A 26,947-nucleotide genomic window follows, 5' to 3' on the forward strand; every position below is an offset into this window, starting at 1 on the left:
TACATGTTATAAAAAGTGACATAAAGGAGTAGAGGATGAACATGAAAAAAAGACTTATCGGAACTGGTCTTGTCCTAGCTACAGGGATTTTACTCTCAGCTTGTGGACAGTCCAATACAGACACAAGCACCTTCTCATCAACATTTAGCGCAAACCCAACGACATTTAACTATCTTTTAGACTATTACGCAGATAACACTGCTGTGATTACTAATCTTGTAGATGGTTTGCTAGAAAATGATAGCTATGGCAATCTAACGCCAGCTCTAGCTGAAGATTGGTCAGTTTCGGCGGATGGTTTAACCTATACTTATAAACTCAGAAAAGACGCCAAGTGGTACACTGCTGATGGAGAAGAGTACGCTCCAGTTAAAGCCCAAGACTTTGTCACTGGGATTAAGTATGCTGCGGACAACAAGGGTCAAGCCATGGATCTCATCCAAAACTCTATCAAGGGATTGAATGACTATGTGACAGGTGCGACCAATGACTTCACAACAGTTGGTGTGAAAGCCTTGGATGACTATACAGTTGAGTACACTTTGACTCGACCAGAGCCATACTGGAATTCAAAGACAACCAACAGTATCCTTTTCCCGGTTAACGAAGAGTTTTTGAAATCAAAGGATAAAGAATTTGGAACCTTGACGCCAAACAGCATCCTTTACAATGGACCCTACTTGTTAAAAGATTTCACATCAAAATCTTCCATCGAGTATGTGAAGAATCCTAACTACTATGATCATGGCAAGGTGACCATTGAGAAAGTTAAATTAGCTTACTTTGATGGCTCTGATCAGGAGATGACCATTCGTAACTTTGAAAGCGGCGCCTATACGCTTGCGGGAGTCTATCCAAATAGTTCGAGCTATGCCAAGACAAAAGAAAAATACCAAGACAATATCGTTTATAGCTTACAAGACAAGACTTCTTGGTACTTCAACTTTAACGTTAATCGAAAAGCCTATAACCATACTGCAAAAACGACGGATGAGCAAAAGAAATCAACGCAAACAGCGATTTTAAATAAAAATTTCCGTCAGGCCTTGAACTTTGCCATCGATCGGACAGCCTACTCTGCTCAATCTAACGGGCAAGAAGCAGCAAGTAAGACCCTTCGTAATACCCTTGTTCCCCCTACATTTGTGCAAGTGGGAGATGAGAGCTTTGGAGAAGTGGTTTCTTCTAAACTTGTTCAGTATGGAACGGAATGGTCAGGAATCAACTTAGCAGATGCTCAAGACGGTTACTTCAACAAGGAAAAAGCCCAAGCCAAATTTGCGGAAGCTAAAAAGGAATTGGAAGCCCAAGGGGTGACCTTCCCGATTCATTTGGACATCCCAGTTGATCAAACCAATAAAAATGCGGTTTCTGGTATGAATTCGGTTAAACAAACACTTGAAACAGTACTAGGTTCTGATAATGTCGTTATTGATGTTCAGCAACTTTCAACGGATGACTTTGGGAATGTTGCTTTCCTAGCTCCAAATCCAGCAGCTCGTGATTACGATTTGAACTTTGATGGCTGGGTTGGTGATTACCAAGATCCGTCAACTTATCTGGATCCATTTAATGCCGAAGATGGTTTTTATCTCAAAATTTTCGGTTTAGATGCTAAGGAAGACAAAGAACTCATCAAGAGTCTAGGACTTGATACCTATACGAAACTTCTAAAAGAAGCAGACGCTGAGAATCAAGATGTTGCTAAGCGTTATGAAAAATACGCTGAAGCTCAAGCTTGGATGATTGACAATTCTCTGATCATGTCTACGATGTCAAATGGTGGTACAGCCTCTGTGATCAAAGTAACTCCCTTTACACGTGCCTACTCTCTAGTGGGAATTAAAGGTGATGGAAATAACTATAAGTACATGAGACTGCAAAAAGATCCTGTTACCAAGAAACAATTTGATGAAGCTAAGACTAAGTGGGAAGAAGAAAGTAAAAAGGCTATCGAGAAGAGTCAAAAAGAATTTTTAAACCACGTTAAATAAAAATGAAAGACAAGCTGGCACGACAAAATGCCCTTGTCTTTTTAATTTGTCATCGAAAAATGAAGTTAGTATAATTTTGAGTAAATAAAGCATACAGAAGTGAATGAAAACGCTGAGAATGGTGGGAATAATTGGAATTTCTTTCATAATTGTGATATAATAATCCTAATTATTAACGTATAGGGGATTAACATGAATAGACGTTCAAAGAGAATTCGTTCTGGCAACATGAAACGAAATATTAACATAGTCTTATTAACCATTTACCTATTGTTGGGTTGTTTTTTACTGTTCTTGATTTTTAGACACAACATTTTAGCTTTTAGATACCTGAATATTATTTCTGCGGTTCTCGTTTTATTAGCTGCTCTAGTAGGTCTACTGCTGATTGTTTATAAAAAAGCCGAGAAGTTTACGGTCTTCTTTTTGACGCTTGCCATCTTAGTTAGTTCATTTTCTCTCTATGCTTTGCAACAGTTTGTCGGTTTTACCAATCATATCAATTCGACGTCAAATTACTCAGAGTATTCGATTAGTGTGGTCGTTTTGAAAGATAGTGAGATCAATAATGTGACCCAACTGGATACGGTTACGGGGCCAACAGAGACAGACAATGACAATATTCAAAAGTTGTTGGCAGATATTAAGACCAGCCAAAGTAAGGACTTGATGGTTGAGAATGCGACTTCTTACCTAGCAGCTTATAAGAGTCTGCTTTCTGGTGAAACGAAAGCAATCGTCTTAAATAGTGTCTTTGAAAATATTATTGAAGCAGAATATCCTGACTATGCTTCTAAAATCAAGAAGATTTACACTAAAAATTTGATTAAAGAAGTTGCTGCACCTAAGGTATCGAAGAATAAAGCTTTCAATATTTATGTGAGTGGTATTGATACCTACGGTCCAATCAGCTCAGTTTCGCGTTCAGATGTCAATATTTTGATGACGGTGAACCGTGATACCAAAAAAATCCTTCTCACTACAACTCCTCGTGATTCCTATGTGCCAATCGCAGATGGAGGAAACAATCAAAATGACAAATTGACCCATGCAGGGATTTATGGAGTAGACTCGTCGATTCATACCCTGGAAAACCTATATGGTGTGGATATCAATTACTACGTCCGTTTGAACTTCACTTCTTTTTTGAAGTTGATTGACCTTTTAGGAGGGATTGATGTTTATAATGATCAAGAATTTACCGCACACACTAATGGGAAGTACTATCCAGTAGGAAATGTCCACTTAGATTCTGAGCAGGCTCTGGGATTTGTTCGTGAGCGCTACTCTCTAGCAGATGGAGATCGTGACCGTGGACGAAACCAACAAAAGGTTATTGTAGCTGTTATTCAGAAATTAACATCAACCGAGGCTTTGAAGAACTATGACAATATCATTAAAGGATTGCAAGATTCTCTTCAAACCAATATGCCTTTGGAAACTATGATGGATCTAGTTAATACTCAGTTAGAGAGTGGAGGAAATTACAAAGTCAACTCTCAAGACTTGAAGGGGACTGGTCGTATGGATCTTCCTTCTTACGCCATGCCAGATAGTAACCTCTACATGATGGAAATCGACGATAGTAGTTTGGCTGCTGCGAAAGCTGCTATCAATGATGTGATGGAGGGGAAGTAGAATGATCGATATTCATTCGCACATCGTTTTTGATGTGGACGATGGTCCAAAGTCGATAGAGGAAAGTAAAAACCTTCTAAGAGAGGCCTATAGTCAAGGAGTGCGAACTATCGTTTCAACATCGCATAGACGAAAAGGAATGTTTGAAACTCCTGAAGAAAAGATCGCAACCAACTTTCTCAAGGTGCGAGAAATGGCTAAGGAAGTTGCTGATGACCTAATCATTGCCTATGGGGCTGAAATCTACTATACTCCGGATGTCGTTGAGAAGTTAGAAAAGAAATTAATCCCCACCCTCAACGATAGTCGCTATGCTTTGATTGAGTTTAGCATGAATACACCTTATCGAGATATACATAAGGGATTGAGTGATATTCTAATGCTGGGTATTACGCCAGTCATTGCCCACATTGAACGCTATGATGCTTTAGAAAATAATGAAAAGCGCGTGCAAGAGTTGATTGACATGGGGTGTTATACTCAAGTCAATAGTTCTCATGTCTTGAAACCTAAACTCTTCGGAGAAACTTATAAATTCATGAAAAAGAGAGCTCAGTATTTCTTAGAGCGTGACCTCGTTCATGTAATCGCTAGTGATATGCACAACTTGGATCATAGACCGCCTCATATGGAAGAAGCCTATGATATCATTGCCAAAAAATACGGTAAAAACAAGGCCAAGGAACTCTTTAAAGAGAACCCAAGAAAAATCATAATGGATCAACTAATTTAGGAGAAAAAATGAAAGAAAAGAATGTTATGGAAATTGATGTATTCCACTTGTTAAAAATTCTATGGAAACGAAAATTGCTGATTGTCTTGGTAGCATTCGTGACAGGGGCAGTAGCATTTGCCTACAGTAGTTTTATTGTGAAACCAGAGTTTACCAGTACGACCCGCATTTATGTGGTCAACCGTAATCAGGGAGATAAGCCTGGTTTGACTAACCAAGACTTGCAAGCGGGATCTTACTTGGTAAAAGACTATCGTGAAATCATTCTCTCACAAGACGTTTTAGAAAAGGTTGCGACTGATTTGAAACTAGAACTCCCTCCAAAAGATCTAGCTATTAAAATCAAGGTAACAGTTCCAGTGGATACGCGTATTGTATCTATCTCTGTTACAGACCGTGCACCTGAGGAAGCTAGCCGTATCGCTAACTCTTTGAGAGAGGTTGCTGCTCAAAAAATCATCAGTGTCACGCGAGTTTCAGATGTGACAACACTTGAAGAAGCGCGTCCTGCAACATCCCCATCGTCTCCAAATATCCGTCGCAATACCATGGTCGGCTTTCTTGCTGGAGCGGTTGTAATGGTTGTCACTGTTCTCCTAGTTGAGCTCTTGGATACACGAGTAAAACGTCCAGAAGATATCGAAGATGTGATGCAAATTGCGCTATTGGGAGTAGTTCCAAATTTGGATAAATTGAAATAGGAGAGAGAGATGCCAACATTAGAGATTGTACAAAAAAAATTAGATTTGGCAAGAAAAGCTGAAGAGTATTACAATGCGCTTCGTACCAATATACAGTTGAGTGGGAATAATTTGAAAGTTATTTCGATCACGTCTGTGAAACCGGGTGAAGGGAAGTCAACTACTTCTACAAATATTGCTTGGGCCTTTGCGCGTGCGGGCTATAAGACGCTGTTAATCGATGCCGATATTCGTAATTCTGTCATGTCAGGTGTTTTTAAATCACGCGAGAAGATTACTGGACTAACAGAGTTCTTATCTGGGACGACAGACCTATCACAAGGGCTATGTGACACCAATGTAGAAAACTTGTTTGTTATTCAAGCGGGTTCTATATCGCCCAACCCAACAGCCTTGCTACAAAGTGAAAATTTTGCAACCATGCTGGATACCTTGCGTAAGTACTTTGATTATATCATCGTGGATACAGCGCCAATCGGAGTTGTCATCGATGCAGCTATCGTCACCCAAAAATGTGATGCTTCTGTTTTGGTAACGGCAGTAGGTGAAGCTAATAGAAGAGATGTTCAAAAGGCGAAAGGGCAGCTCGAACAAACAAGCAAACCATTCTTAGGAATTGTGCTCAATAAATTGAATACCTCTGTTGAAAAATATGGTTCCTACGGTGCTTATGGCTCTTACGGAAATTATGGCAAAAAATAACAAATAGCCTAGGGAAGATATTATGGAAGAAAAGGGATTGAAGATTTCTTTGGCAGTTTTCCAGAGTTTTCTTGTCATTATTTTAGCTTATTTGCTCAGTTTTGTTAAAGAAACAGATATTGTATATACCTCAATGGTAATTCTGTACATTCTCCATTATCTTGTCTTTCATATTAGTGATTATGGACAAGATTTTTTCAAAAGAGGGTACTTGGCTGAGTTTATCAGAACAGCAAAATATATCATTTATTTTGCTTTAGCGATTAGCATCTCGAATTTTTTCTTAGAAGAGCGTTTTAGCATTTCAAGACGAGGGATGGTTTATTTTTTGATAATACATTCCATTTTGCTTTATCTGATGAATGTATATATCAAACGTTATTGGAAACGCCTATTCCCAAACTTAAAAGGAAGAAAGAAAGTCTTTTTGATAACGGCAACTTCTAGAGTTGAGAAAGTAACGGATAGACTGATAGAAGCTAGTGACATTTTATGGGAGTTAGAAGCAGTTAGTGTTTTAGATCAGCCTAACTTCCGTCATGAACATTTAAAAGTTATTCCTGCTGAAAATATTTTAGACTATACAACCCATGAAGTTGTTGATGAAGTCTTTATCAATCTACCTAGTGAAGAGTATGATATTGGGGAATTTATCTCGCTCTTTGAAACAATGGGGATAGATGTGACAGTCAATCTTAATGCTTTTAACGATAATTTAGGTAGTGATAAAAAAATTCGTGAAATGGCAGGTTTGAATGTCGTAACTTTTTCAACAAAATTTTATAAACCTAGTCATGTGGTCGCTAAACGGATCATTGATATTTGTGGTGCGATTGTCGGATTGATTATCTGTGGTTTGGTGAGTATTGTTCTGGTTCCGATGATCAGACAAGATGGTGGACCAGCGATTTTTTCTCAAACTCGTATTGGAAAGAATGGTCGACATTTCACTTTCTATAAATTTCGTTCTATGCGTGTAGATGCTGAGGAGAGAAAGCAAGAACTCTTGATACAAAATACCATGCAAGGTGGTATGTTTAAAGTCGATGATGATCCTCGTATCACACCAATAGGTCGCTTTATCCGTAAGACTAGCCTAGATGAATTGCCACAATTTTGGAATGTTTTAATGGGAGATATGAGTCTGGTGGGTACCCGTCCTCCAACAGTGGATGAGTACGAGAAATATACACCTGAACAGAAACGTCGTCTCAGTTTTAAGCCAGGGATTACTGGCCTATGGCAGGTAAGTGGTCGTAGTAAAATCACGGATTTCAATGAAGTTGTCAAATTAGATGTGGCCTATATTGATGATTGGACAATTTGGAAAGATATTGAAATATTGTTAAAGACTGTTAAAGTGGTCTTTATGAGGGAAGGGGCGAAGTAGAGAGTTTAAATTCAACTACTACTCATATTATAATGCGTCTTTTGTAAGTGTGATAAAGAAAGTGAAAGAGGAAGAAAAAATGGGAAATTATGATTATCTTATTGTAGGTGCAGGACTTTTTGGTGCAGTATTTGCACATGAGGCTGCGCTTAAAGGGAAAAAAGTAAAAGTGATTGAGAAACGCGATCATATCGCGGGAAATATTTATACTCGTGAAGAGGAAGGAATCCAAGTTCATCAGTATGGTGCACATATCTTTCATACTTCTGATAAAGAAATTTGGGACTATGTAAATCAATTTGCAGAGTTTAACCGTTATACAAATTCTCCTGTTGCAAACTATAAGGGAGAGATTTATAACCTTCCTTTTAATATGAATACATTCAATAAACTTTGGGGAGTTGTAACGCCAGCAGAAGCACAAGCTAAGATTGATGAACAACGTGCAGTTTTAAATGGGAAAACTCCTGAAAATTTGGAAGAACAGGCAATCTCTCTTGTAGGTACAGACATCTATGAAAAATTAATCAAAGACTATACAGAGAAACAGTGGGGCAAGCCAACTACAGAACTTCCAGCATTTATCATTCGCCGTTTACCAGTACGCCTGACCTACGATAACAACTATTTTAACGATACCTATCAGGGGATTCCAATTGGTGGTTACACTCAAATAGTTGAAAAAATGTTGGATCATGAAAATATTGATGTAGAAATAAATGTTGATTTCTTTGCGAATAAAGAGCAATATCTAAAAGAGTTTCCTAAGATTGTCTTTACGGGTATGGTTGATGAATTCTTCGACTATAAGTTGGGCGAACTAGAGTATCGTAGTCTTCGTTTTGAAAACGAGACCTTGGATATGGAGAATTACCAAGGAAATGCAGTTGTGAACTATACGGATGCTGATACCCCATATACTCGCATTATTGAACACAAACATTTTGAGTTTGGGAATCAAGAAAAAACTATTATTACTAAAGAACATTCTAAAACATGGGAAAAGGGAGATGAACCATACTACCCGGTTAATAATGATTGTAACAATCGTTTATACCAATCGTATAAGAAACTTGCAGAAGCACATAAAAATATTATTTTTGGCGGTTGTTTAGGACATTATCGATATTATGATATGCATCAAGTTATAGCAGCGGCTTTACAGTGCGTTCGTAGTGAGATTAAGTGATAATTAGTAAAAAGAAAATGTAGGTTTGAACTTGAAATTTTATATAAAATTTAATCTGAATTTTTTGTTATTATTACTATTTTTCTTGTATTCATTTTTCTATGTTATAGACCTATCGTTATTTAATACTTTTCAATTAAATAATGTTGTGCAAATGATATTATTCGTATTTTTGATGATAATATTCTTTGGGAAGAATTTAAGATATTTAAAAAATATAAAATATTTTACGATATCTGTTCTCATATTGACACTATTTCTTATTTCAGCAGTTGTTACAAAAAGATTATATTTAATAAATTATGCACTTTTTATAATTAATGGAATGACTGTGGATTTTAGAAAAATTGTTAATAGTTCATTCTGGGGGACTTTGATTGCTACACTAACAGTAGTTGGGGCATCAAAAATGGGAATATTAAGCGACCTTGTTTATATTACGGGAGGACGTATATCACATAGCTTTGGTTTTTCATATTTTTCTCATCTATCATTTTTAGTATTGTACTTATTTCTTAATTATTTATTTTTAAGAGGTAAAAGCATTACTTATTTTGAAATTATAGGATTATTTGCTATCGACTATCTTGTGTATTCAACTACAACTAACAGATTAAGTCATTATCTCGGAATTTTTGTTTTGCTAATGTTTGTATTAGCAATTAAATTAAACTGGATTAAATTTAAATCATATTTTTTTAAAATTTTTTCATTATGTTCCTACTCAGTCGGACTTTTGCTCTCTATTTATATAGCAAATCATTATGATCCGGGTGAGGTAATTTGGAGAAACTTAAATCATTTACTGAGTAATCGTCTAGGTTTTCAAAAACTTGCATTTGCTTTATATCAACCTCAGTTATTTGGAAATGATATTCAAATGGTTGGAAATTATGAGATTGAAATTTTGAATCGAATTGTTACAGAAAATAGTTTCTACTTAGATTCTGGTTTTTTATATTCTTGGCTAGGATATGGCATTTTATTTACAACACTATTAATAGTATTATATACATCAATTTTTTATAAGGCTTATAAAAATAACGATAAGGCAATATATATATGGTGTATGGTAATATTCTTCTTTTCATTTATAAATAACACTTGGGTAAACATAACATATAACCCATTACTTTTCATGTTGGGAGGGAGCTTGTTGGCTTCAAATGTAAGATATGAGAAACAATAGTTTGAAATTTAATATTATTTTGAGCTCAATACATCAGCTACTAACCTTATTCTTGCCATTAGTTACGGCTCCTTATGTTTCACGGGTTTTAGGAGCTGAGGGAACAGGGATTTTTAGTTATACCTCATCTATTCAAGCATATTTTACATTATTTGCCGCCTTGGGTACAGGAGTATATGGTGTTCGTGAGATAGCTCGCAAGAGAAATAATAAAAAACAGTATTCCACCCTATTTTGGGAAATTGAATTACTTACGGTTTTAACAAGTTCTGTCGCAATTATTTTGTGGCTTATATGGGCTATCTTTTCGAAAGAGTTTCAATTAATTTATTTGATTTTGACTTTGAATTTATTTGCTGTTCTATTTGATATATCATGGTTTTATACAGGTTTGGAACAATTCGTGTATACAATTGGATTAAATGCCTTATTTAAAATATTTGGTACTATTGCAATCTTTACTTTTATAAAAGAACCATCGGATTTGAATACTTATATTTTTATTATCGCCTCTACTAGTTTGCTATCAAGCATTTCTTTATGGATTTATCTTCCTAGAATATTGGTAAAAGTATCTTTGAATACTCTAAGTTTAAAAGGGCACTTAAAACAAACATTGATATATTTTGTACCAACTATAGCAACCTCTATCTATACTGTATTAGACAAGACAATGATTGGTGTGATAACTCAAAATGCTAATGAGAATGGTTATTACGAACAAGCGACAAAAATTATTAATATATTGAAATCAATAACCTTTACTGCATTGAACTCTGTGCTAGGAGCACGTATCGCTTATCTGTTTTCTGAGAAAAAGTATGATGAAATTAAGTCACGAATAGCATTGTCTCTAGACTTTATTTTTTTCATAGGAATGGCATTTTTCTTTGGACTTCTATCTGTTTCAGAAACTTTTGTTCCTATATTTTTCGGGCAAGGTTATGATCAAGTTATTTATTTGCTCTATGTATTTTCTCCGATTGTAGTTATTATAGGTGTAAGTAATTGTTTGGGTTCACAATATTATACACCTGCCGGACTTCGTAGTCAGAGTGCTAAATATATAATAATTGGATCAGTTTTTAATCTTCTACTCAATTTAGTATTTATTCCAGTATTTAGAAGTAAAGGAGCAGTTATTTCTTCAGTGCTAGCCGAATCATTGATCACATTTCTATATGTGAAAAATTCAAATGGTTATGTAGATTTTAAACAATTAGCTTTTTATTTCAATCCTAGGTTTATAGCGGGTTTCATTATGTGTTTAATTGTTTTATTTATAAAACAATATTTACCAAATGATTTACTGGGACTGCTAATTCAAGTGCTTATTGGAGGTATGACCTATTTTATGATAACTTATTTACAAAAAGATAATATTCTTCAAATATTGAAGGCAAAAATATCAAAAAGGTAAAGAGAGGATAAAAATGCAAAAACTAAAAATTGATCTTCCAGACGGTTTTTTAGATGAAGAGATACGTGAAGGGTACCTAGTTACCTCTGACATGAAAAAAGTATGGGCAGTAGAGCTTGATTTATTTGCTGAATTTGATCGTGTATGCAGAAAATATGATATTACATACTATGCAGATGCGGGAACAATGTTGGGAGCCGTTCGGCATAAGGGGTTTATTCCGTGGGATGATGATATAGATGTGAAGTTAAGTCGAGAAAATTATGAAAAACTTTGTCAAATTGCACCAAAGGAATTTACAGAAAATTATTTTTGGCAAACAGAGTATACGGATCCGGGTAGCCTTCGTGGACATGCTCAACTAAGAAATAGTTCCACAACTGCAATCCTTGAGTTTGAAAAAGGTCTTCAGAAATTTAATCAGGGGATTTTTATTGATATTTTCCCTTTTGATTCTGTTATAGATGATAAAAAGTTGTTTGAGGAGCAAAAAGAAAGAGCTGAATCATATCGTAGACATTGCCTGTATCTTCGAGACGTGATATACAATTATAAAAAGAAGCAGTACAAATTTCCTAAAAATATATTAGCGCCGTTAAGAAGTACATATTATAGATGGAAAAATAAGAATTGCGAAAAACCTTATAGACTTTTTGAAAGGGAATGTGCGCGATACAATAATATTCAGACACCCCAAATTTCTCTTTTGAGTTTTCAATTTGATCCGATTCATTTTCAATCACGTGCAGACTATGATGATATTGTCTATATGCCATTTGAATTTATGCAGATGCCTGTGCCAAAAGGATATGATCATATTCTCACTGACCGCTATGGAGATTATATGAAGCCTGTAAAAGGAGGTTCTATGCATGGGAAAATTATTTTTGATGTTGATAGACCGTATACGGATTATTTAGAAAAATTTAATAAAAGTAGGTAGGTAAATGGAATATATTATAGAAACTAGGAATGTTGGTGAGGCGCATGCCGGTGCAAAAGCACCAGATGATATTGTATCAATTGCCAGAAAACGAGGTATGGGAGTTTTTACAATTCCAGTATTACCAAACAAAACTTCAAGAATTTACATTTTAATTTGGTTGTTTATTACTTGTACTAAATTGTGGGCTCGTGTGTTTCTCACTGTAAAAAATGGAGACATTGTAGTCTGGCAACATCCAGCTTATGGTATTCGATATGCAAATTATTTTATCCCATGGATTAAAAAGCGCAAAAAAATAACCTTTGTAGCTCTAATTCACGATTTAGAATCATTGAGAGAGGGGATTGGTTCTTATGATTCAAAGGATCAATCTAGAGCAAAGATTGCAGATAATTCGTTACTCTCTAAATTTGATTATGTAATAAGTCATAATAAAAAAATGACGGCCTATTTGTTGGAGCAAGGCTTTGAATCTGATAAGTTAATTAATTTAGGAGTTTTTGATTACTTAGATGAAGGAACTCCAAATCTGATATCTCGTATAAATGATAAATCAGTTATTATTGCTGGCAATTTATCACGTGAAAAAAGTGCCTATATCTATGATTTGAAAAATTTAAATGTAGATTTAAGATTGTATGGGATGTTTTTTGAGGGTGATGAAAATGACTCTGCATATAAAGGAACATTTCGCCCAGATCAGTTAATTGAGCACCTAGAAGGTGCTTTTGGGTTAGTCTGGGATGGTAATTCATTAGAAGAATGTGCAGGGAATACAGGACAATATCTGAAGTATAATAATCCTCATAAAACTTCACTTTATTTGGCAGCACAGTTACCTGTTATTATTTGGTCACAGGCGGCGCTTGCTGATTTTGTAGAGGAGAATGGTGTAGGTATTGTTATTGATGATTTAAATCATCTGGAAGTAACATTAGCTAAAGTAACTGATGACCAATATACAAAAATGTTAGATAATATTAAAAAAATTTCAAAAAAAGTAAAAGCAGGACATTATTTTAGTGTTGCTATGGATCAAACTAAACACTGAATTTGGAGGCAATTATGAAAAAAGCTGCAGTTTTCGGAGGAAGTACAAAAACAGGTGTGGCTTTAGTTAATCAGTTGATTAAAAAAGGTTATTTTGTGCACGTCTTTGATTCAGTTGCGCCTCCAAAAGGTGTTATCTTAAAAGAAGATAGAATTCAATATAATTCTATTGATTTACAAGCTGTCGATATCACTAAAATTGAAATTATAAAAGAGGATCCACTGTTTGAAATTTTATTAGTTATTACAGAATTTAGTGAGACTACGCCATTTGATTCTTTGAGTATTACTGAAATACAGAGAATTATAACTGTTAATGTAACTTCTGTTATGAAGATCATACACTATCTTTATGATAAAATTCTATCAAAACAAAATTTTTATACAGGTGTAGTGATTCCAGATTTAGGAATGTTTTCTTCTGCATCCTCTTCCATATATTCTGGTTCTCAAGTTGCATTGATTAAAATGATTAAGGATATCAATATGGAACTTGGACGCAGTAAAATTAATAATCGAATCTTAAGTGTCATTTTAGATTCGATTGAATTTCTTCATATTGATGAGGAAACTGAAAGATTATCAGTATCAATCATTGAAGAATTATATAAACAAGCAGAATTATATGTTTCATATTGTGATAAATCTGTAAGGGAATTACTGGAAAGTCATCTATTAGAATTTCGTAAATTTGATTTGATGCATAATCACTGTAAAAAAAATAGTAACCTTGATGATGACATTTACCACAAAGATAAGATAGGCTACTTGTCTGGTACATTTGATTTATTTCATGTTGGACATTTGAATTTGTTAAGACGTGCCAAGGAGCAATGTGATTATTTAATTGTCGGAGTACATCCTAATGCTTCACATAAAGGAAAGAAGACATTTATATCTTTTCAAGAACGTTTAGATATTATCGCTTCTATTTCTTATGTAGATAAAGCAGTTGAATCATTTCCAGAAGACAGTGATGCTTGGAATATTTATCATTATGATAAGCTATTTGTTGGTAGTGATTATAAGGGAACAGAACGTTTTAAAAATTATGAGAGAGAGTTAGGGGAAAAGGGAGTTGAGATAATCTATTTCCCTTATACAGATGGAACAAGTAGTAGTCAACTAAGGGCACTAATTTCAGAGAAAAATGTAGATTAGGGGATAGAAAAGTTAGTGAAAAATATCAAGCTAATTATTGCAACACATAAACAATTTCAAATGCCTAAGGATCGACAACTTTACTTACCAATCCATGTTGGTAGAGAAGGGAAAAATGATTTGGGTTATCAAGGAGATAATACTGGAGAAAATATTTCAAACTTAAATCCATATTATTGTGAATTAACAGGGCTATATTGGGCATGGAAGAATCTTGATGTTGACTATCTAGGTTTGGTACATTATAGAAGGTATTTTGCTAGAAAAACAATATTCTATAAAGAAAATATCGATATAAATCAAGTGATTTTAAATCAAGAAGATGTTGAGAAACAATTGGAGCAGGCAGATGTGATTGTTCCTAAAAAAAGACGTTACTATATAGAAACTCTATATTCTCATTATTCAAACACCCATGATTCAAGTCATTTAGATGAAACACGTAAGGTTATAAGTGAATTGACTCCTGATTACTTAACTAGCTATGATAAGGTTATGAAGCAAAATAGCGGCTATATGTTTAATATGTTTATTATGAGCAAAGAATTGACAGACAGATATTGTAGTTGGTTATTTCCTATCATTAAAGAGTTATATGAAAGAATAGATGTTTCAGAATATACACCATTTGAAGCGCGTTTGTTTGGTCGTATAAGTGAATTATTGTTTAATGTTTGGATAGTAGAAAATGAGCTGACTGTGAAAGAAATGCCATTCATCTATATGGATAAAGTTGATTTTATTAGGAAGTTAAAATCGTTCTTATTTGCTAAATTCTTCAACCAAAAGTATGGAAAAAGTTTCTAGGTGAAGGGAGAAAAAATGGACTATATTATTGAGGTTCGTAATAAAGGAGAAGCACATGCGGGAGCAAAGGCGCCCGACGATATTGCTGAAATTTGTCGTCGAAGGGGAATGAAATCGTTTGTAATTCCACCAATGCCTTTTGATAAAAATTTATTTTATCGTCAATTCGTTCTTTTAATTGAGAGTATTAAAGTGTGGATTCATATTGCTAAGACTGTAAAGAATGGAGACCGTGTTATCTGGCAACATCCTGCTCCTGGAGTACGATATGCGAATAGATTTATTCCCTGGATAAAAAAAAGAAAGAAAGTAGAGTTCATTGCGTTAATTCACGATTTGGAGACACTACGTGATGGTATTGGGCAACAAAGAAAATCTACTGCAATCATAGCGGATTTAAAATTATTACCTCGATTTGATTATGTTATTAGTCATAATAAATTTATGTCAGAATATCTCCATTCAATTGGAATATCTTCAGAAAAAATTGTAAATCTTGAAATTTTTGATTATTTATATAATGAACCAGTTCCTGAAATAATCCGTAATAATGGAAAGAAGGTGATTGTTGCAGGAAATCTTACGAGAGAAAAAAGTGGTTATGTATATAAGTTAAAGGAACTGAATGTAGATATGTGTTTGTATGGTGTCAATTATGAAGGGGATATTCCTGATGATATTTATAAGGGAGCGTTTTCACCAGATGAATTGATTCAACATTTAGAGGGAAACTTTGGATTAGTTTGGGATGGAACTTCAGTAGAGAAATGTACTGGTAATACAGGTGCCTATCTTAAATATAATAATCCACATAAAACATCATTGTATTTGGCAGCGAATCTTCCTGTTATTATTTGGTCACAAGCGGCTATGGCTGATTTTGTTAAACGAAATAATATTGGTATCGTAATTGATGATCTTCATCATCTTTCGGAAAGCCTAAAGGGGGTTTCAGAGAAAGATTATCAAGAAATGCAGCAGAATGTGAGAATGATAGGTAAAAAGATTCGCCAAGGTTATTACTTTAATACGGCATTGGATGCTTTAAAATAATATGAAAAGAAAAATTAGTGTAATTCTCCCTGTTTTTAATAGCGAGAATACTTTGACAAGATGTTTAGATTCTTTATTAGCTCAAACCTACCCTAATTTTGAGGTTTTAGTTATTGATGACGGTAGTGATGATTCTAGTAGACAGATAGTAAGTTCTTACGCAAATAAAGATAATCGTATTAAAATTTATTACAAAGAAAATAAAGGAGTTAGCTCAGCAAGGAATGATGCTTTAGATTTAGCTTTAGGAGAGTTCATCACTTTTTTAGATGCAGATGATTGGCTAGAAGAAGATGCGCTTCAGTATATGATTAATTTGCAGGAACGAACTTCTGCTGATCTAGTTGTAGCTTCTTATCATCGGACAAGTAAATTATCTTCAAAGGTATCAACATCAAAAAATGTGAAGGAACAGCTACTTGAACAAGACGAATATGTTAAAAAATTTTTAAAAATTGAGTCTCAATCCATAGAATATTATCCTTGGAATAAGTTATATAAAGCTAGTATATTAAAATCGATTCGCTTTGTAGCTGAATTACGAATAGCAGAGGATGTTCCATTTGTTTTTGAATACATATTATATTCAAAAATAATTGCGATATCTGACAAAATAACGTACAACTATTATAACAATCCCAAAAGTGTAACGGCAACTTTTACAGATAAAAAATTTGATGTCTATAAAGCTTGGGCAATTGTTGAAAAAATTAATACCAATCCAATATATGATAAGTGGATTGATATAAATATTAAACGAATTGATTTATCTTTGCTGATGATGCTCGCAATGGACAAAAATTTTTATAGTTTAAAGAGAAAGTATGCTAATCAAATTAAAGAGATGCTTATTCGTTTGAAGAAAAACAAAAAAAGCCTACTCGTAGAAAAGATATCTTTGAATAGGAAAATACTTATTATATTGTTTTGTAGTCACTATACATGGATAGCACCTGTAATTCATTTCATAGTTCGTATTAAAAACTACTGTTTATCTTTACTCTGATTACAAGGAAATTTAAGAGGTGAAAATGAAAAGCAAACGTATTGAATGGATAGATTTTGGTAAAGGGCTCACCATTCTAATGGTCGTTTTAGGACATGTTGTTTTAGGTCTTTTTGAATCTAGGAAATTCGAAAATAGCAATACTGTGCTTCTATTCCTAACACAAGTTTTTTACTTATTCCATATTCCTGTTTTTTACGCATTGTCAGGTTTTTTCTTCAAACCAGTGGTAGATTTAAAAAAATTTTGGAACTATTTTAAGCAAAAAACAATAATCCTAGGTGTGCCATATCTCTTTTACTCAGTTCTTCAATTTATTTTGCAAACAATAGGTGGAGAAAGTGTTCGAAATGCAGCATCTCTTGCTGATCTGCTACAGATTTATAAAACACCTTTAGGCGTTTCTTGGTACCTTTATGTTCTTTGGTGGATTTATTTAGTTGTTGGTTTGATTTCTATTAAGGTTAAATCTTATAATCAATTATTTCTAATTAGTCTATTTGCCTATATTTTATCTTTATTTTTTCCAGTTAATATTTATATTATCCAAAAAGTACTTCTCTGGTCCTTCTTCTTTATCTTTGGTTATTGGCTGAAAAAATCTGGATTGACAATGTTCTTGCAGGAGCAGTGGAAATGGATAACTTCTTTAAGTATAGGAGTTATTATAATGTTTTTGATATTTTGGCAACAATCATCTCCTAGTTTCTATATTTCTTACGACACTCCTGGTCTATGGGGTTTAATCTTTTCCGTGTCGGTCGTTTTAGCTTTTACTTGCTATCCGATTTTAAATAACTTCAAAAGATTTGGGACGTATTTTTCTAAGATAGGGAGGAATAGTTTGGTCATATACTTATTACATGCACCAATTGTTTCTATAACCCGCATTATTTTATTAAAATTAAATATTAGTAACATTTATGTTCATTTAATACTAGGATTATTATTAGGCTGGTATGGTTCACTATTTATTCTTTACCTTATCAAGAAAGTTTCTTACATTGATTTTGTTTTCTATCCTATGAAGTATTTAAAGAAAAAAACTGAATAGTAATTTTGAACTTATGATGTAATTTAAAGGAAGAAGAAGTTCTATAATATCTTCAGTGGATTCATTATTAACCACGAAGATATTATAGAATTTTTTATTAACTTTTATCAGAATTTACCAAATTAAGTAAAAAATTCAGAAAATTCTGTTGACATCTCTCTAAAAAGAGTCTATAATGGAGAGAAAGTTTTAAAGGAGAAATAAATGAAAAGTTCAAAAATATTTGCCCTTGCGGGTGTAACCTTATTGGCGGCAGCGACTCTAGCTGCTTGCTCTGGATCAGGATCGAGTGCAAAAACTGAGAAAACATTCTCATATATCTATGAAACAGATCCTGACAACCTTAACTATTTGACAACTGGTAAGGCAGCTACTGCAAATATTACCAGTAACGTTGTTGATGGTTTGCTAGAAAATGACCGCTATGGTAATTTCGTACCGTCAATGGCCGAGGATTGGTCAGTATCCAAGGATGGATTGACCTATACTTATACCATTCGGAAGGATGCAAAATGGTATACTTCTGAAGGAGAAGAATACGCAACGGTTAAAGCGCAAGACTTTGTAACTGGTCTAAAATATGCTGCTGATAAAAAATCAGATGGTCTTTACCTTGTTCAGGAATCAATCAAAGGATTGGATGCCTATGTGAAAGGAGAAATCAAAGATTTCGCTGAAGTAGGTATTAAGGCTCTTGATGACCACACTATTCAGTACACCTTGAACAAGCCAGAAAGCTTCTGGAATTCTAAGACAACGATGGGGGTAATGGCTCCAGTTAATGAAGAGTTCTTAAACTCTAAAGGGGATGATTTCGCTAAAGGAACAGATCCAAGTAGCATCCTATATAATGGCCCATTCTTGCTAAAATCTATCGTAGCCAAATCTTCTGTTGAGTTTGAAAAAAATCCAAACTATTGGGATAAGGACAATGTTCATCTTGATAAAGTGAAATTGTCCTACTGGGATGGTCAAGATACCAACAAACCAACCGAAGCCTTCAAAGATGGCAGCTTTACAATGGCCCGTCTCTTCCCAACAAGCGCTAGCTACCCAGAGACTGAAAAAGAATATAAAGACAATATTGTTTATACACAACAAGACTCATCAACTTTCTTAGTTGGTATCAATATCGATCGTCAGTCTTATCAATACTCATCTAAAACAACTGATGAACAAAAAAATTCTACCAAGAAAGCTCTTCTAAACAAAGACTTCCGTCAAGCACTTGCCTTTGGTTTTGATAGAACAGCCTATGCTTCTCAAGTCAATGGTGCAAGTGGTGCTACTAAGCTTCTTCGTAACTTGTTTGTACCGCCAGCATTCGTGCAGGCAGATGGAAAGAACTTTGGCGAAATGGTCAAAGAAAAATTGGTGACTTATGGTGACGAGTGGAGCAACGTGAACTTGGCCGATGCTCAAGATGGACTCTACAACCCAGATAAGGCCAAAGCAGAATTTGCCAAAGCTAAGGCAGCTCTTCAAGCTGAAGGTGTGCAATTCCCAATTCACTTGGATATGCCTGTAGACCAAACCAATACAACAAAAGTTCAACGTGTTCAATCCTTCAAACAATCGCTTGAAGCTACTCTAGGGGCAGAGAACGTCGTTGTCGATATCCAACAACTTCAAAAAGATGATGTCTTGAATATCACTTACTTTGCTGAAACAGCTGCTGGAGAAGACTGGGATATCTCAGATAATGTTGGATGGTCTCCAGACTTTGCAGACCCATCTACTTACCTTGATATCATCAAGCCATCTGTAGGGGAAAATACAAAGACTTACCTAGGATTTGACTCTGGAACAAACAACGCTGCAGCGAAGCAAGTTGGTTTGGAAGACTACGAAAAAATGGTTGTTGAAGCTGGTGAAGAAGTGAATGACGTTTCAAAACGTTATGAAAAATATGCTGCTGCCCAAGCTTGGTTGACAGACAGTGCCTTGCTCATCCCAACAACTTCTCAAACTGGTCATCCAATGTTGTCTAAGATGGTACCATTTACACTTCCGTTTGCATACTCTGGTAACAAGGGTACGAGCGAAGCCCTCTTGTATAAATACCTAGATGTACAAGATAAAGCCGTGACAACAGAAGAATACCAAAAAGCTCAAGAAAACTGGTTGAAAGAAAAAGAAGAGTCAAATAAAAAGGCTCAAGAAAATCTCGCAAACCATGTGAAATAACTTTTTAAAAATAAAGGATTTAGCCATTGAGATGATGGTTAGGTCCTTTTTTATATTTGCTATAAGGCTCTGTAAGATGAGAAACAGAATTTTTCAGAATAGAGAAAAAATTCTTCATTTTTAGTTTTTCCCTATTGCTTTCTTCCTCATTATTTGTTATATTAAAAGTACAATTATTTTTTTAATTACGCTTAAGCATTGCACTTTCGGAGGAAGGAGTATTTTTTAAAAAAGAAATGTAAACGCTTACGTGAAAACGAAAGGATTTAGGAGTTCATGGATAAACGATTTTTTGAAAAACGCTGTAAGTTCAGTATTCGTAAGTTTACGCTTGGAGTAGCTTCGGTAATGATTGGGGCGACTTTCTTTGCTGCTGTTCCAGTCTTAGCAGATCAAGCAAGAGTTGGCTCAACAAATAATTTACCGAGCGAACTGGCTGATTTGGACAAGCGGTCTAGTGATGAGGGGCGAGATTTTGATCAGGAAGCTGCTGCTCAGAATCCTGGTTCTGATGAAATAACTGACGGACCTAAGACTGAAGAGGAATTGTTAGCTCAAGAAAAGGAAAAGTCAGACAAACCAAGCAATCTTCCAAAAGAACTAGAAGATAAGTTGGAGAAAGCTGAAGACAATGGACGCGAAGTTGACAAGGATCAATTGGCTCAAGATACTGGGAAACTTGTTCCAGAAGATGTAGCTAAAACGACTAACGGGGAATTAAACTACGGAGCAACTGTTAAAATCAAGACACCATCTGGCGAGGGTAGCGGTATTGTTATTGGGAAAGACCTTGTTTTGACTGTTTCCCATAACTTTATCAAGGACAGCCAAGATGGAAATATCCGCAAGGTTGTTGACAATGATCAAGGGGATGGAGATATTTATAGCATTTCCTACCCAGGTATGCCAGATGTTAAGTTTGGCAAGAAAGACGTCATCCACTGGGATCGTGAGGGCTATCTAAAAGGCTTCAAGAATGATTTGGCGCTTGTGAGATTGCGTACAGTTCTAGAAAATACGCCTGTTGAAGTAACTAAAAAGCCAGTAGTTAAGAAAATCGGAGATAAGCTCCATGTCTTTGGTTATCCAGAAGGGAAATTGAATCCGATTGTCAATACTACAGTTGATTTTGCGGAACCATACGGAGAAGGTGTCCAAGGGATTGGTTACCAAGGAGGAAAACCGGGAGCTAGCGGCGGCGGTATCTTTGATACAGAAGGAAAACTCGTCGGTGTTCACCAAAATGGTGTAGTTGGAAAACGTAGTGGAGGCATTCTCTTCTCACCAGCTCAACTAAAATGGATCCAAGACCATATGCAGGGAATTTCAAGTGTGAAGCCAGCAGACTTGGAAGAGAAAGAAAAACCGGCTGAAGAAAAACCAAAAGAGGACAAACCTGCAACTGCGAAACCTGAAACACCTAAGACGGTAACCCCTGAATGGCAAACAGTAGCGAATAAAGAACAACAGGGAACAGTTACTGTTCGTGAAGAAAAAGGTGTCCGCTACAATCAATTGTCCTCAACTGCACAGAATGACAATGGCGATAAACCAGCCTTGTTTGAAAAACAAGGATTGACAGTTGACGCTAATGGAAATGCGACTGTTGCTCTAACCTTCAAAGAAGATTCTGAAAAAGGCAAATCACGTTTTGGTGTTTTCTTGAAATTTAAAGACACCAACAACAATGTTTTTGTAGGATACGACTCAGGTGGTTGGTTCTGGGAATACAAAACCCCAGGAAATAGCACTTGGTATAAAGGCAACCGTGTAGCAGCACCAGAAACAGGTTCTGTAAACCGTCTATCAATCACTCTTAAGTCAGATGGCCAGCTTAATGCCAGCAATAACGATGTCAATCTCTTTGATACAGTGACCTTGCCAGGGGCGGTCAATGATAATCTTAAAAATGAGAAGAAGATCCTTCTCAAAGCAGGAACTTATGGCAATGATCGTACGGTTGTCAGCGTTAAAACAGACAATCAAGAAGGCGTAAAAGCGGATGATACTCCTGCCCAGAAAGAAACAGGTCCAGCCGTTGATGATAGCAAGGTGACTTATGATACGATCCAGTCTAAGGTCCTCAAGGCGGTAATTGACCAAGCCTTTCCTCGTGTCAAGGAATACACCTTGAATGGACATACTTTGCCAGGACAAGTTCAACAACTTAAGAAAATCTTGGTAAACAATCACGAAATTACACCAGAAGTCACCTATAAGAAGATCAATGATACTACTGCAGAGTACTTGATGAAGCTTCGTGACGAGAAGAATTTCATCAATGCAGATATGACTGTACGCTTGCAAGTTGTTGACAATCAATTGCATTTTGATGTGACCAAGATTGTCAACCACAACCAAGTTACTCCAGGTCAGAAGATTGATGATGAAAGAAAGCTTCTCTCCTCTATCAATTTCTTAGGGAACTCACTTGTGTCGGTTTCAAGCGACCAAACTGGGGCTAAGTTTGACGGGGCAACTATGTCAAACAACACTCATATCAGTGGAGATGAACATATTCCTGTAACCAATCCAATGAAAGATTTGGCTAAGGGCTACATGTATGGTTTTGTTTCTACAGATAAGCTTGCTGCGGGTGTTTGGAGTAACTCTCAAAACAGCTACGGTGGTGGTTCGAATGACTGGACTCGTTTGACAGCCTACAAGGAAACAGTCGGAAATGCCAACTATGTGGGAATCCAAAGTTCTGAATGGCAATGGGAAAAAGCTTATAAGGGCATTGTCTTCCCAGAATACACCAAGGAACTTCCAAGCGCTAAGGTTGTTATCACTGAAGATGCCAATGCTGACAATAAAGTCGATTGGCAAGATGGTGCCATTGCTTATCGTAGCATTATGAACAACCCTCAAGGTTGGGAAAAAGTCAAGGATATTACAGCTTATCGTATCGCGATGAACTTTGGTTCTCAAGCCCAAAATCCATTCCTTATGACCTTGGATGGTATCAAGAAAATCAATCTCCACACAGATGGTCTTGGGCAAGGTGTTCTCCTTAAAGGATATGGTAGTGAAGGTCATGACTCAGGCCACTTGAATTATGCTGATATTGGTAAACGTATTGGTGGTGTCGAAGACTTCAAGGCCTTGATCGAAAAAGCGAAGAAATATGGAGCTCATCTTGGTATCCACGTTAACGCTTCTGAAACTTACCCAGAATCTAAATACTTCAATGAAAAAATTCTCCGTAAGAATCCAGATGGAAGCTACAGCTATGGTTGGAACTGGCTAGACCAAGGTATTAACATTGATGCTGCTTATGACTTGGCGCATGGACGCTTGGCTCGCTGGGAAGACTTGAAGAAAAAACTTGGTGATGGTCTCGACTTTATCTATGTGGACGTTTGGGGCAATGGTCAATCTGGTGATAACGGTGCCTGGGCTACCCACGTTCTTGCAAAAGAAATCAACAAACAAGGCTGGCGCTTTGCGATCGAGTGGGGTCATGGTGGTGAATATGACTCTACCTTCCAACACTGGGCAGCTGATTTGACCTATGGTGGCTACACTAATAAAGGTATCAACAGCGCCATCACGCGCTTTATCCGTAACCACCAAAAAGATTCTTGGGTTGGGGACTACAGAAGTTACGGTGGTGCAGCCAACTATCCACTTCTAGGTGGCTATAGCATGAAAGACTTTGAAGGCTGGCAAGGACGAAGCGACTACAATGGTTATGTAACCAACTTGTTTGCCCATGACTTGATGACCAAGTATTTCCAACACTTCACTGTAAGTAAATGGGAAAATGGTACACCAGTTACCATGACAGACAACGGTAGCACCTATAAATGGACACCAGAAATGAAGGTTGAGCTAGTCGATGCAGCAGGTAACAAGGTTGTTGTGACTCGTAAGTCAAACGATGTCAATAGCCCGCAATACCGCGAACGTACAGTAACGCTCAACGGACGTGTCATCCAAGATGGTTCAGCTTACTTGACTCCTTGGAACTGGGATGCAAATGGTAAGAAACTTCCTACTGATAAGGAAAAAATGTACTACTTCAATACGCAGGCCGGTGCAACAACTTGGACACTTCCAAGCGATTGGGCAAATAGCAAGGTTTACCTTTACAAGCTAACGGACCAAGGTAAGACAGAAGAGAAAGAACTAACTGTAACAGATGGTAAGATTACCCTAGATCTTCTAGCTAATCAACCATACGTACTTTACCGTTCAAAACAAACCAATCCTGAAATGTCATGGAGCGAAGGCATGCACATCTATGACCAAGGATTTAACAGCGGAACCTTGAAACACTGGACCATTTCTGGTGATGCTTCTAAGGCAGAAATTGTCAAATCACAGGGTGCAAATGAAATGCTTCGTATCCAAGGCAATAAGAGCAAGGTCAGCCTTACTCAGAAACTGACTGGCTTGAAACCAAATACTAAGTATGCTGTTTATGTCGGTGTCGATAACCGTAGTAATGCCAAGGCGAGCATCACTGTAAACACTGGTGACAAAGAAGTGACTACTTATACCAATAAGTCACTCGCTCTCAACTATATCAAAGCATATGCTCATAACAATCGTCGTGACAATGCTACAGTTGACAATACAAGTTACTTCCAAAACATGTACGCCTTCTTTACAACTGGATCTGACGTCTCAAATGTTACTCTTACTTTGAGTCGTGAAGCTGGTGATGAGGCAACTTACTTTGATGAAATTCGTACCTTTGAAAATAATTCAAGCATGTACGGAGAAAACCATGATACAGGTAAAGGCACCTTCAAACAAGACTTTGAAAATGTCGCTCAGGGTATCTTCCCATTCGTAGTGGGCGGTGTCGAAGGTGTTGAAGACAACCGCACTCACTTGTCTGAAAAGCATGATCCATATACACAACGTGGTTGGAACGGTAAGAAAGTTGATGATGTTATCGATGGAAATTGGTCACTCAAGACCAATGGACTGGTTAGCCGTCGTAACTTGGTTTACCAAACCATCCCACAAAACTTCCGCTTTGAAGCTGGTAAGACCTACCGTGTAACCTTTGAATACGAAGCAGGATCAGACAATACCTATGCCTTTGTAGTTGGTAAGGGAGAATTCCAGTCAGGTCGTCGTGGTACTCAAGCAAGCAACTTGGAAATGCATGAATTGCCAAATACTTGGACGGATTCTAAGAAAGCCAAGAAGGCAACCTTCCTCGTGACAGGTGCAGAAACAGGCGATACTTGGGTAGGTATCTACTCAACTGGAAACGCAAGCAATACTCGTGGTGATTCTGGTGGAAATGCCAACTTCCGTGGTTATAACGACTTCATGATGGATAATCTTCAAATCGAAGAAATTACCCTAACTGGTAAGATGTTGACAGAAAATGCTCTGAAAAACTACTTGCCAACTGTAGCCATGACCAACTACACCAAAGAGTCTATGGATGCTTTGAAAGAGGCGGTCTTTAACCTCAGTCAGGCCGATGATGATATCAGTGTTGAAGAAGCGCGTGCAGAGATTGCCAAGATTGAAGCCTTGAAGAATGCTTTAGTTCAGAAGAAAACAGCCTTGGTAGCAGAAGACTTTGAAAGTTTGGATGCGCCTGCCCAACCAGGTGAAGGTCTAGAGAATGCTTTTGATGGTAATGTATCTAGCCTATGGCATACATCTTGGAATGGAGGAGATGTAGGCAAGCCTGCAACTATGGTCTTGAAAGAACCTACTGAAATCACAGGACTTCGTTATGTACCACGTGGTTCAGGTTCAAATGGGAACTTGCGAGATGTAAAACTGGTTGTCACAGATGAGTCTGGCAAGGAGTATACCTTTACTGCAACTGATTGGCCAGATAACAACAAGCCAAAAGACATTGATTTTGGTAAGACAATCAAGGCTAAGAAAATTGTCCTTACTGGTACCAAGACATACGGAGATGGTGGAGATAAATACCAATCTGCAGCGGAACTCATCTTTACTCGTCCACAAGTAGCAGAGACACCTCTTGACTTGTCAGGCTATGAAGCGGCTTTAGCTAAGGCGCAGAAATTGACAGACAAAGAAAATCAAGAGGAAGTGGCTGGAGTTCAGGCCAGCATGAAATATGCGACGGATAATCATCTCTTGACTGAAAGAATGGTCGAGTTCTTCGCAGACTATCTCAACCAATTACAAGATAAGGCTGCTAAACCAGACACTCCTACAAGCAGCAAGGGTGAAGAGCAACCTCCAGTTCTTGAAGTTCCTGAATACACAGGCCCTTACGGAACAGCTGGAGAAGAAGCGGCTGTTCATGACCTACCTGAGTTTAAGGGCGGAGTCAATGCAGCAGAAGCAGTTGTACATGAAGTCCCTGAGTTCAAGGGTGGAGTCAATGCTGTTCAAGCCTTGGTAAACGAATTGCCAGAATATAAAGGTGGAGCCAATGCAGTTCTAGCAGCTGCAAATGAAGTTCCAGAGTATAGAGGTGGAGTCAATGCAGTTGAGGCCTTGGTAAATGAAAAACCAGCCTACACAGGTGTATTGGCTACTGCTGGAGATCAAGCAGCTCCAACAGTTGAAAAACCTGAGTACCCGCTCACTCCAAGCCCAGTAGCTGATGCCAAAACTCCAAGAGCTAAAGATGAAGAGAAACTTCCTGCTACAGGGGAACACAGCTCAGAAGTAGCCCTCTTCTTAGCAAGTGTGAGTATCGCTTTATCTGCTGCTGTTCTTACGACAAAACGAAAAGAAGACTAAACAGATTTGATTTTAGAAGTCCAAA

The 26,947-nt window shown here is 36.6% G+C and carries 18 protein-coding genes; all 18 read left to right on the top strand.

The window, feature by feature from the left end:
* The first annotated feature begins 35 nt into the window (after nucleotides 1-35).
* The 18 genes from HMPREF8571_RS04150 to HMPREF8571_RS04235 all read left to right on the top strand — a co-directional run bounded on the left by HMPREF8571_RS04150 (nucleotide 36) and on the right by HMPREF8571_RS04235 (nucleotide 26,922).
* Nucleotides 36-1,994, top strand: coding sequence for a peptide ABC transporter substrate-binding protein (locus tag HMPREF8571_RS04150; protein ID WP_001056337.1), 1,959 nt, complete (start codon nucleotides 36-38; stop codon nucleotides 1,992-1,994).
* A 192-nt stretch (nucleotides 1,995-2,186) separates the two neighbouring features.
* On the top strand, nucleotides 2,187-3,632 hold the full coding sequence (locus HMPREF8571_RS04155) for an LCP family protein (RefSeq protein WP_001082011.1): 1,446 nt from the start codon (nucleotides 2,187-2,189) through the stop codon (nucleotides 3,630-3,632).
* 1 nt (nucleotide 3,633) lies between these two features.
* The gene (cps4B, locus tag HMPREF8571_RS04160) at nucleotides 3,634-4,365 is read left to right on the top strand and encodes a capsular polysaccharide biosynthesis protein Cps4B (protein ID WP_000565335.1); all 732 of its coding nucleotides are present in this window, start codon (nucleotides 3,634-3,636) and stop codon (nucleotides 4,363-4,365) included.
* An 8-nt stretch (nucleotides 4,366-4,373) separates the two neighbouring features.
* Nucleotides 4,374-5,066, top strand: coding sequence for a capsular polysaccharide biosynthesis protein CpsC (cpsC, locus tag HMPREF8571_RS04165; protein WP_000660475.1), 693 nt, complete (start codon nucleotides 4,374-4,376; stop codon nucleotides 5,064-5,066).
* 9 nt (nucleotides 5,067-5,075) lie between these two features.
* On the top strand, nucleotides 5,076-5,768 hold the full coding sequence (locus HMPREF8571_RS04170; protein ID WP_001142577.1) for a tyrosine-protein kinase: 693 nt from the start codon (nucleotides 5,076-5,078) through the stop codon (nucleotides 5,766-5,768).
* A gap of 22 nt (nucleotides 5,769-5,790) precedes the next feature.
* Nucleotides 5,791-7,158 (top strand): sugar transferase, encoded by a 1,368-nt coding sequence (locus tag HMPREF8571_RS04175; RefSeq protein WP_000391459.1) that lies wholly within the window; start codon nucleotides 5,791-5,793, stop codon nucleotides 7,156-7,158.
* Between the two features lie 79 nt (nucleotides 7,159-7,237).
* Nucleotides 7,238-8,347, top strand: a complete 1,110-nt coding sequence (gene glf / locus HMPREF8571_RS04180) for a UDP-galactopyranose mutase (protein WP_000528847.1) — start codon at nucleotides 7,238-7,240, stop codon at nucleotides 8,345-8,347.
* 247 nt (nucleotides 8,348-8,594) lie between these two features.
* Nucleotides 8,595-9,536 (top strand): hypothetical protein, encoded by a 942-nt coding sequence (locus HMPREF8571_RS04185; protein ID WP_141553696.1) that lies wholly within the window; start codon nucleotides 8,595-8,597, stop codon nucleotides 9,534-9,536.
* Nucleotide 9,537: 1 nt separating this feature from the next.
* Entirely contained in the window at nucleotides 9,538-10,956 is a 1,419-nt protein-coding gene (locus HMPREF8571_RS04190) for an oligosaccharide flippase family protein (RefSeq protein WP_255261431.1), read from the top strand.
* A 13-nt stretch (nucleotides 10,957-10,969) separates the two neighbouring features.
* A complete protein-coding gene (locus HMPREF8571_RS04195; protein ID WP_001170757.1) occupies nucleotides 10,970-11,899 on the top strand; it encodes a LicD family protein in 930 nt (309 codons plus the stop codon).
* Between the two features lie 4 nt (nucleotides 11,900-11,903).
* Nucleotides 11,904-12,953, top strand: coding sequence for a hypothetical protein (locus HMPREF8571_RS04200; RefSeq protein WP_000455729.1), 1,050 nt, complete (start codon nucleotides 11,904-11,906; stop codon nucleotides 12,951-12,953).
* Nucleotides 12,954-12,967: 14 nt separating this feature from the next.
* Nucleotides 12,968-14,113 carry an SDR family NAD(P)-dependent oxidoreductase gene (locus HMPREF8571_RS11050; protein ID WP_000708844.1) on the top strand — a complete coding sequence of 382 codons (1,146 nt, stop codon included), beginning with the start codon at nucleotides 12,968-12,970 and terminating at the stop codon, nucleotides 14,111-14,113.
* Between the two features lie 15 nt (nucleotides 14,114-14,128).
* A complete protein-coding gene (locus HMPREF8571_RS04210) occupies nucleotides 14,129-14,920 on the top strand; it encodes a DUF4422 domain-containing protein (RefSeq protein ID WP_000789629.1) in 792 nt (263 codons plus the stop codon).
* 15 nt (nucleotides 14,921-14,935) lie between these two features.
* Nucleotides 14,936-15,973, top strand: a complete 1,038-nt coding sequence (locus HMPREF8571_RS04215) for a hypothetical protein (protein WP_000384542.1) — start codon at nucleotides 14,936-14,938, stop codon at nucleotides 15,971-15,973.
* 1 nt (nucleotide 15,974) lies between these two features.
* Nucleotides 15,975-16,979: a glycosyltransferase family 2 protein gene (locus tag HMPREF8571_RS04220; protein WP_000823374.1), complete on the top strand. Its 1,005-nt coding sequence runs from the start codon at nucleotides 15,975-15,977 to the stop codon at nucleotides 16,977-16,979.
* 25 nt (nucleotides 16,980-17,004) lie between these two features.
* Nucleotides 17,005-18,033, top strand: coding sequence for an acyltransferase family protein (locus HMPREF8571_RS04225; protein ID WP_000837703.1), 1,029 nt, complete (start codon nucleotides 17,005-17,007; stop codon nucleotides 18,031-18,033).
* 204 nt (nucleotides 18,034-18,237) lie between these two features.
* The gene (locus tag HMPREF8571_RS04230; protein WP_000842549.1) at nucleotides 18,238-20,220 is read left to right on the top strand and encodes a peptide ABC transporter substrate-binding protein; all 1,983 of its coding nucleotides are present in this window, start codon (nucleotides 18,238-18,240) and stop codon (nucleotides 20,218-20,220) included.
* Between the two features lie 276 nt (nucleotides 20,221-20,496).
* Nucleotides 20,497-26,922: a SpGH101 family endo-alpha-N-acetylgalactosaminidase gene (locus HMPREF8571_RS04235; protein ID WP_000361149.1), complete on the top strand. Its 6,426-nt coding sequence runs from the start codon at nucleotides 20,497-20,499 to the stop codon at nucleotides 26,920-26,922.
* Nucleotides 26,923-26,947: the final 25 nt, after the last annotated feature.

Origin of the sequence: Streptococcus mitis ATCC 6249 (assembly GCF_000146585.1) — a bacterium.
Classification (GTDB): Bacteria; Bacillota; Bacilli; order Lactobacillales; family Streptococcaceae; genus Streptococcus; species Streptococcus mitis_AZ.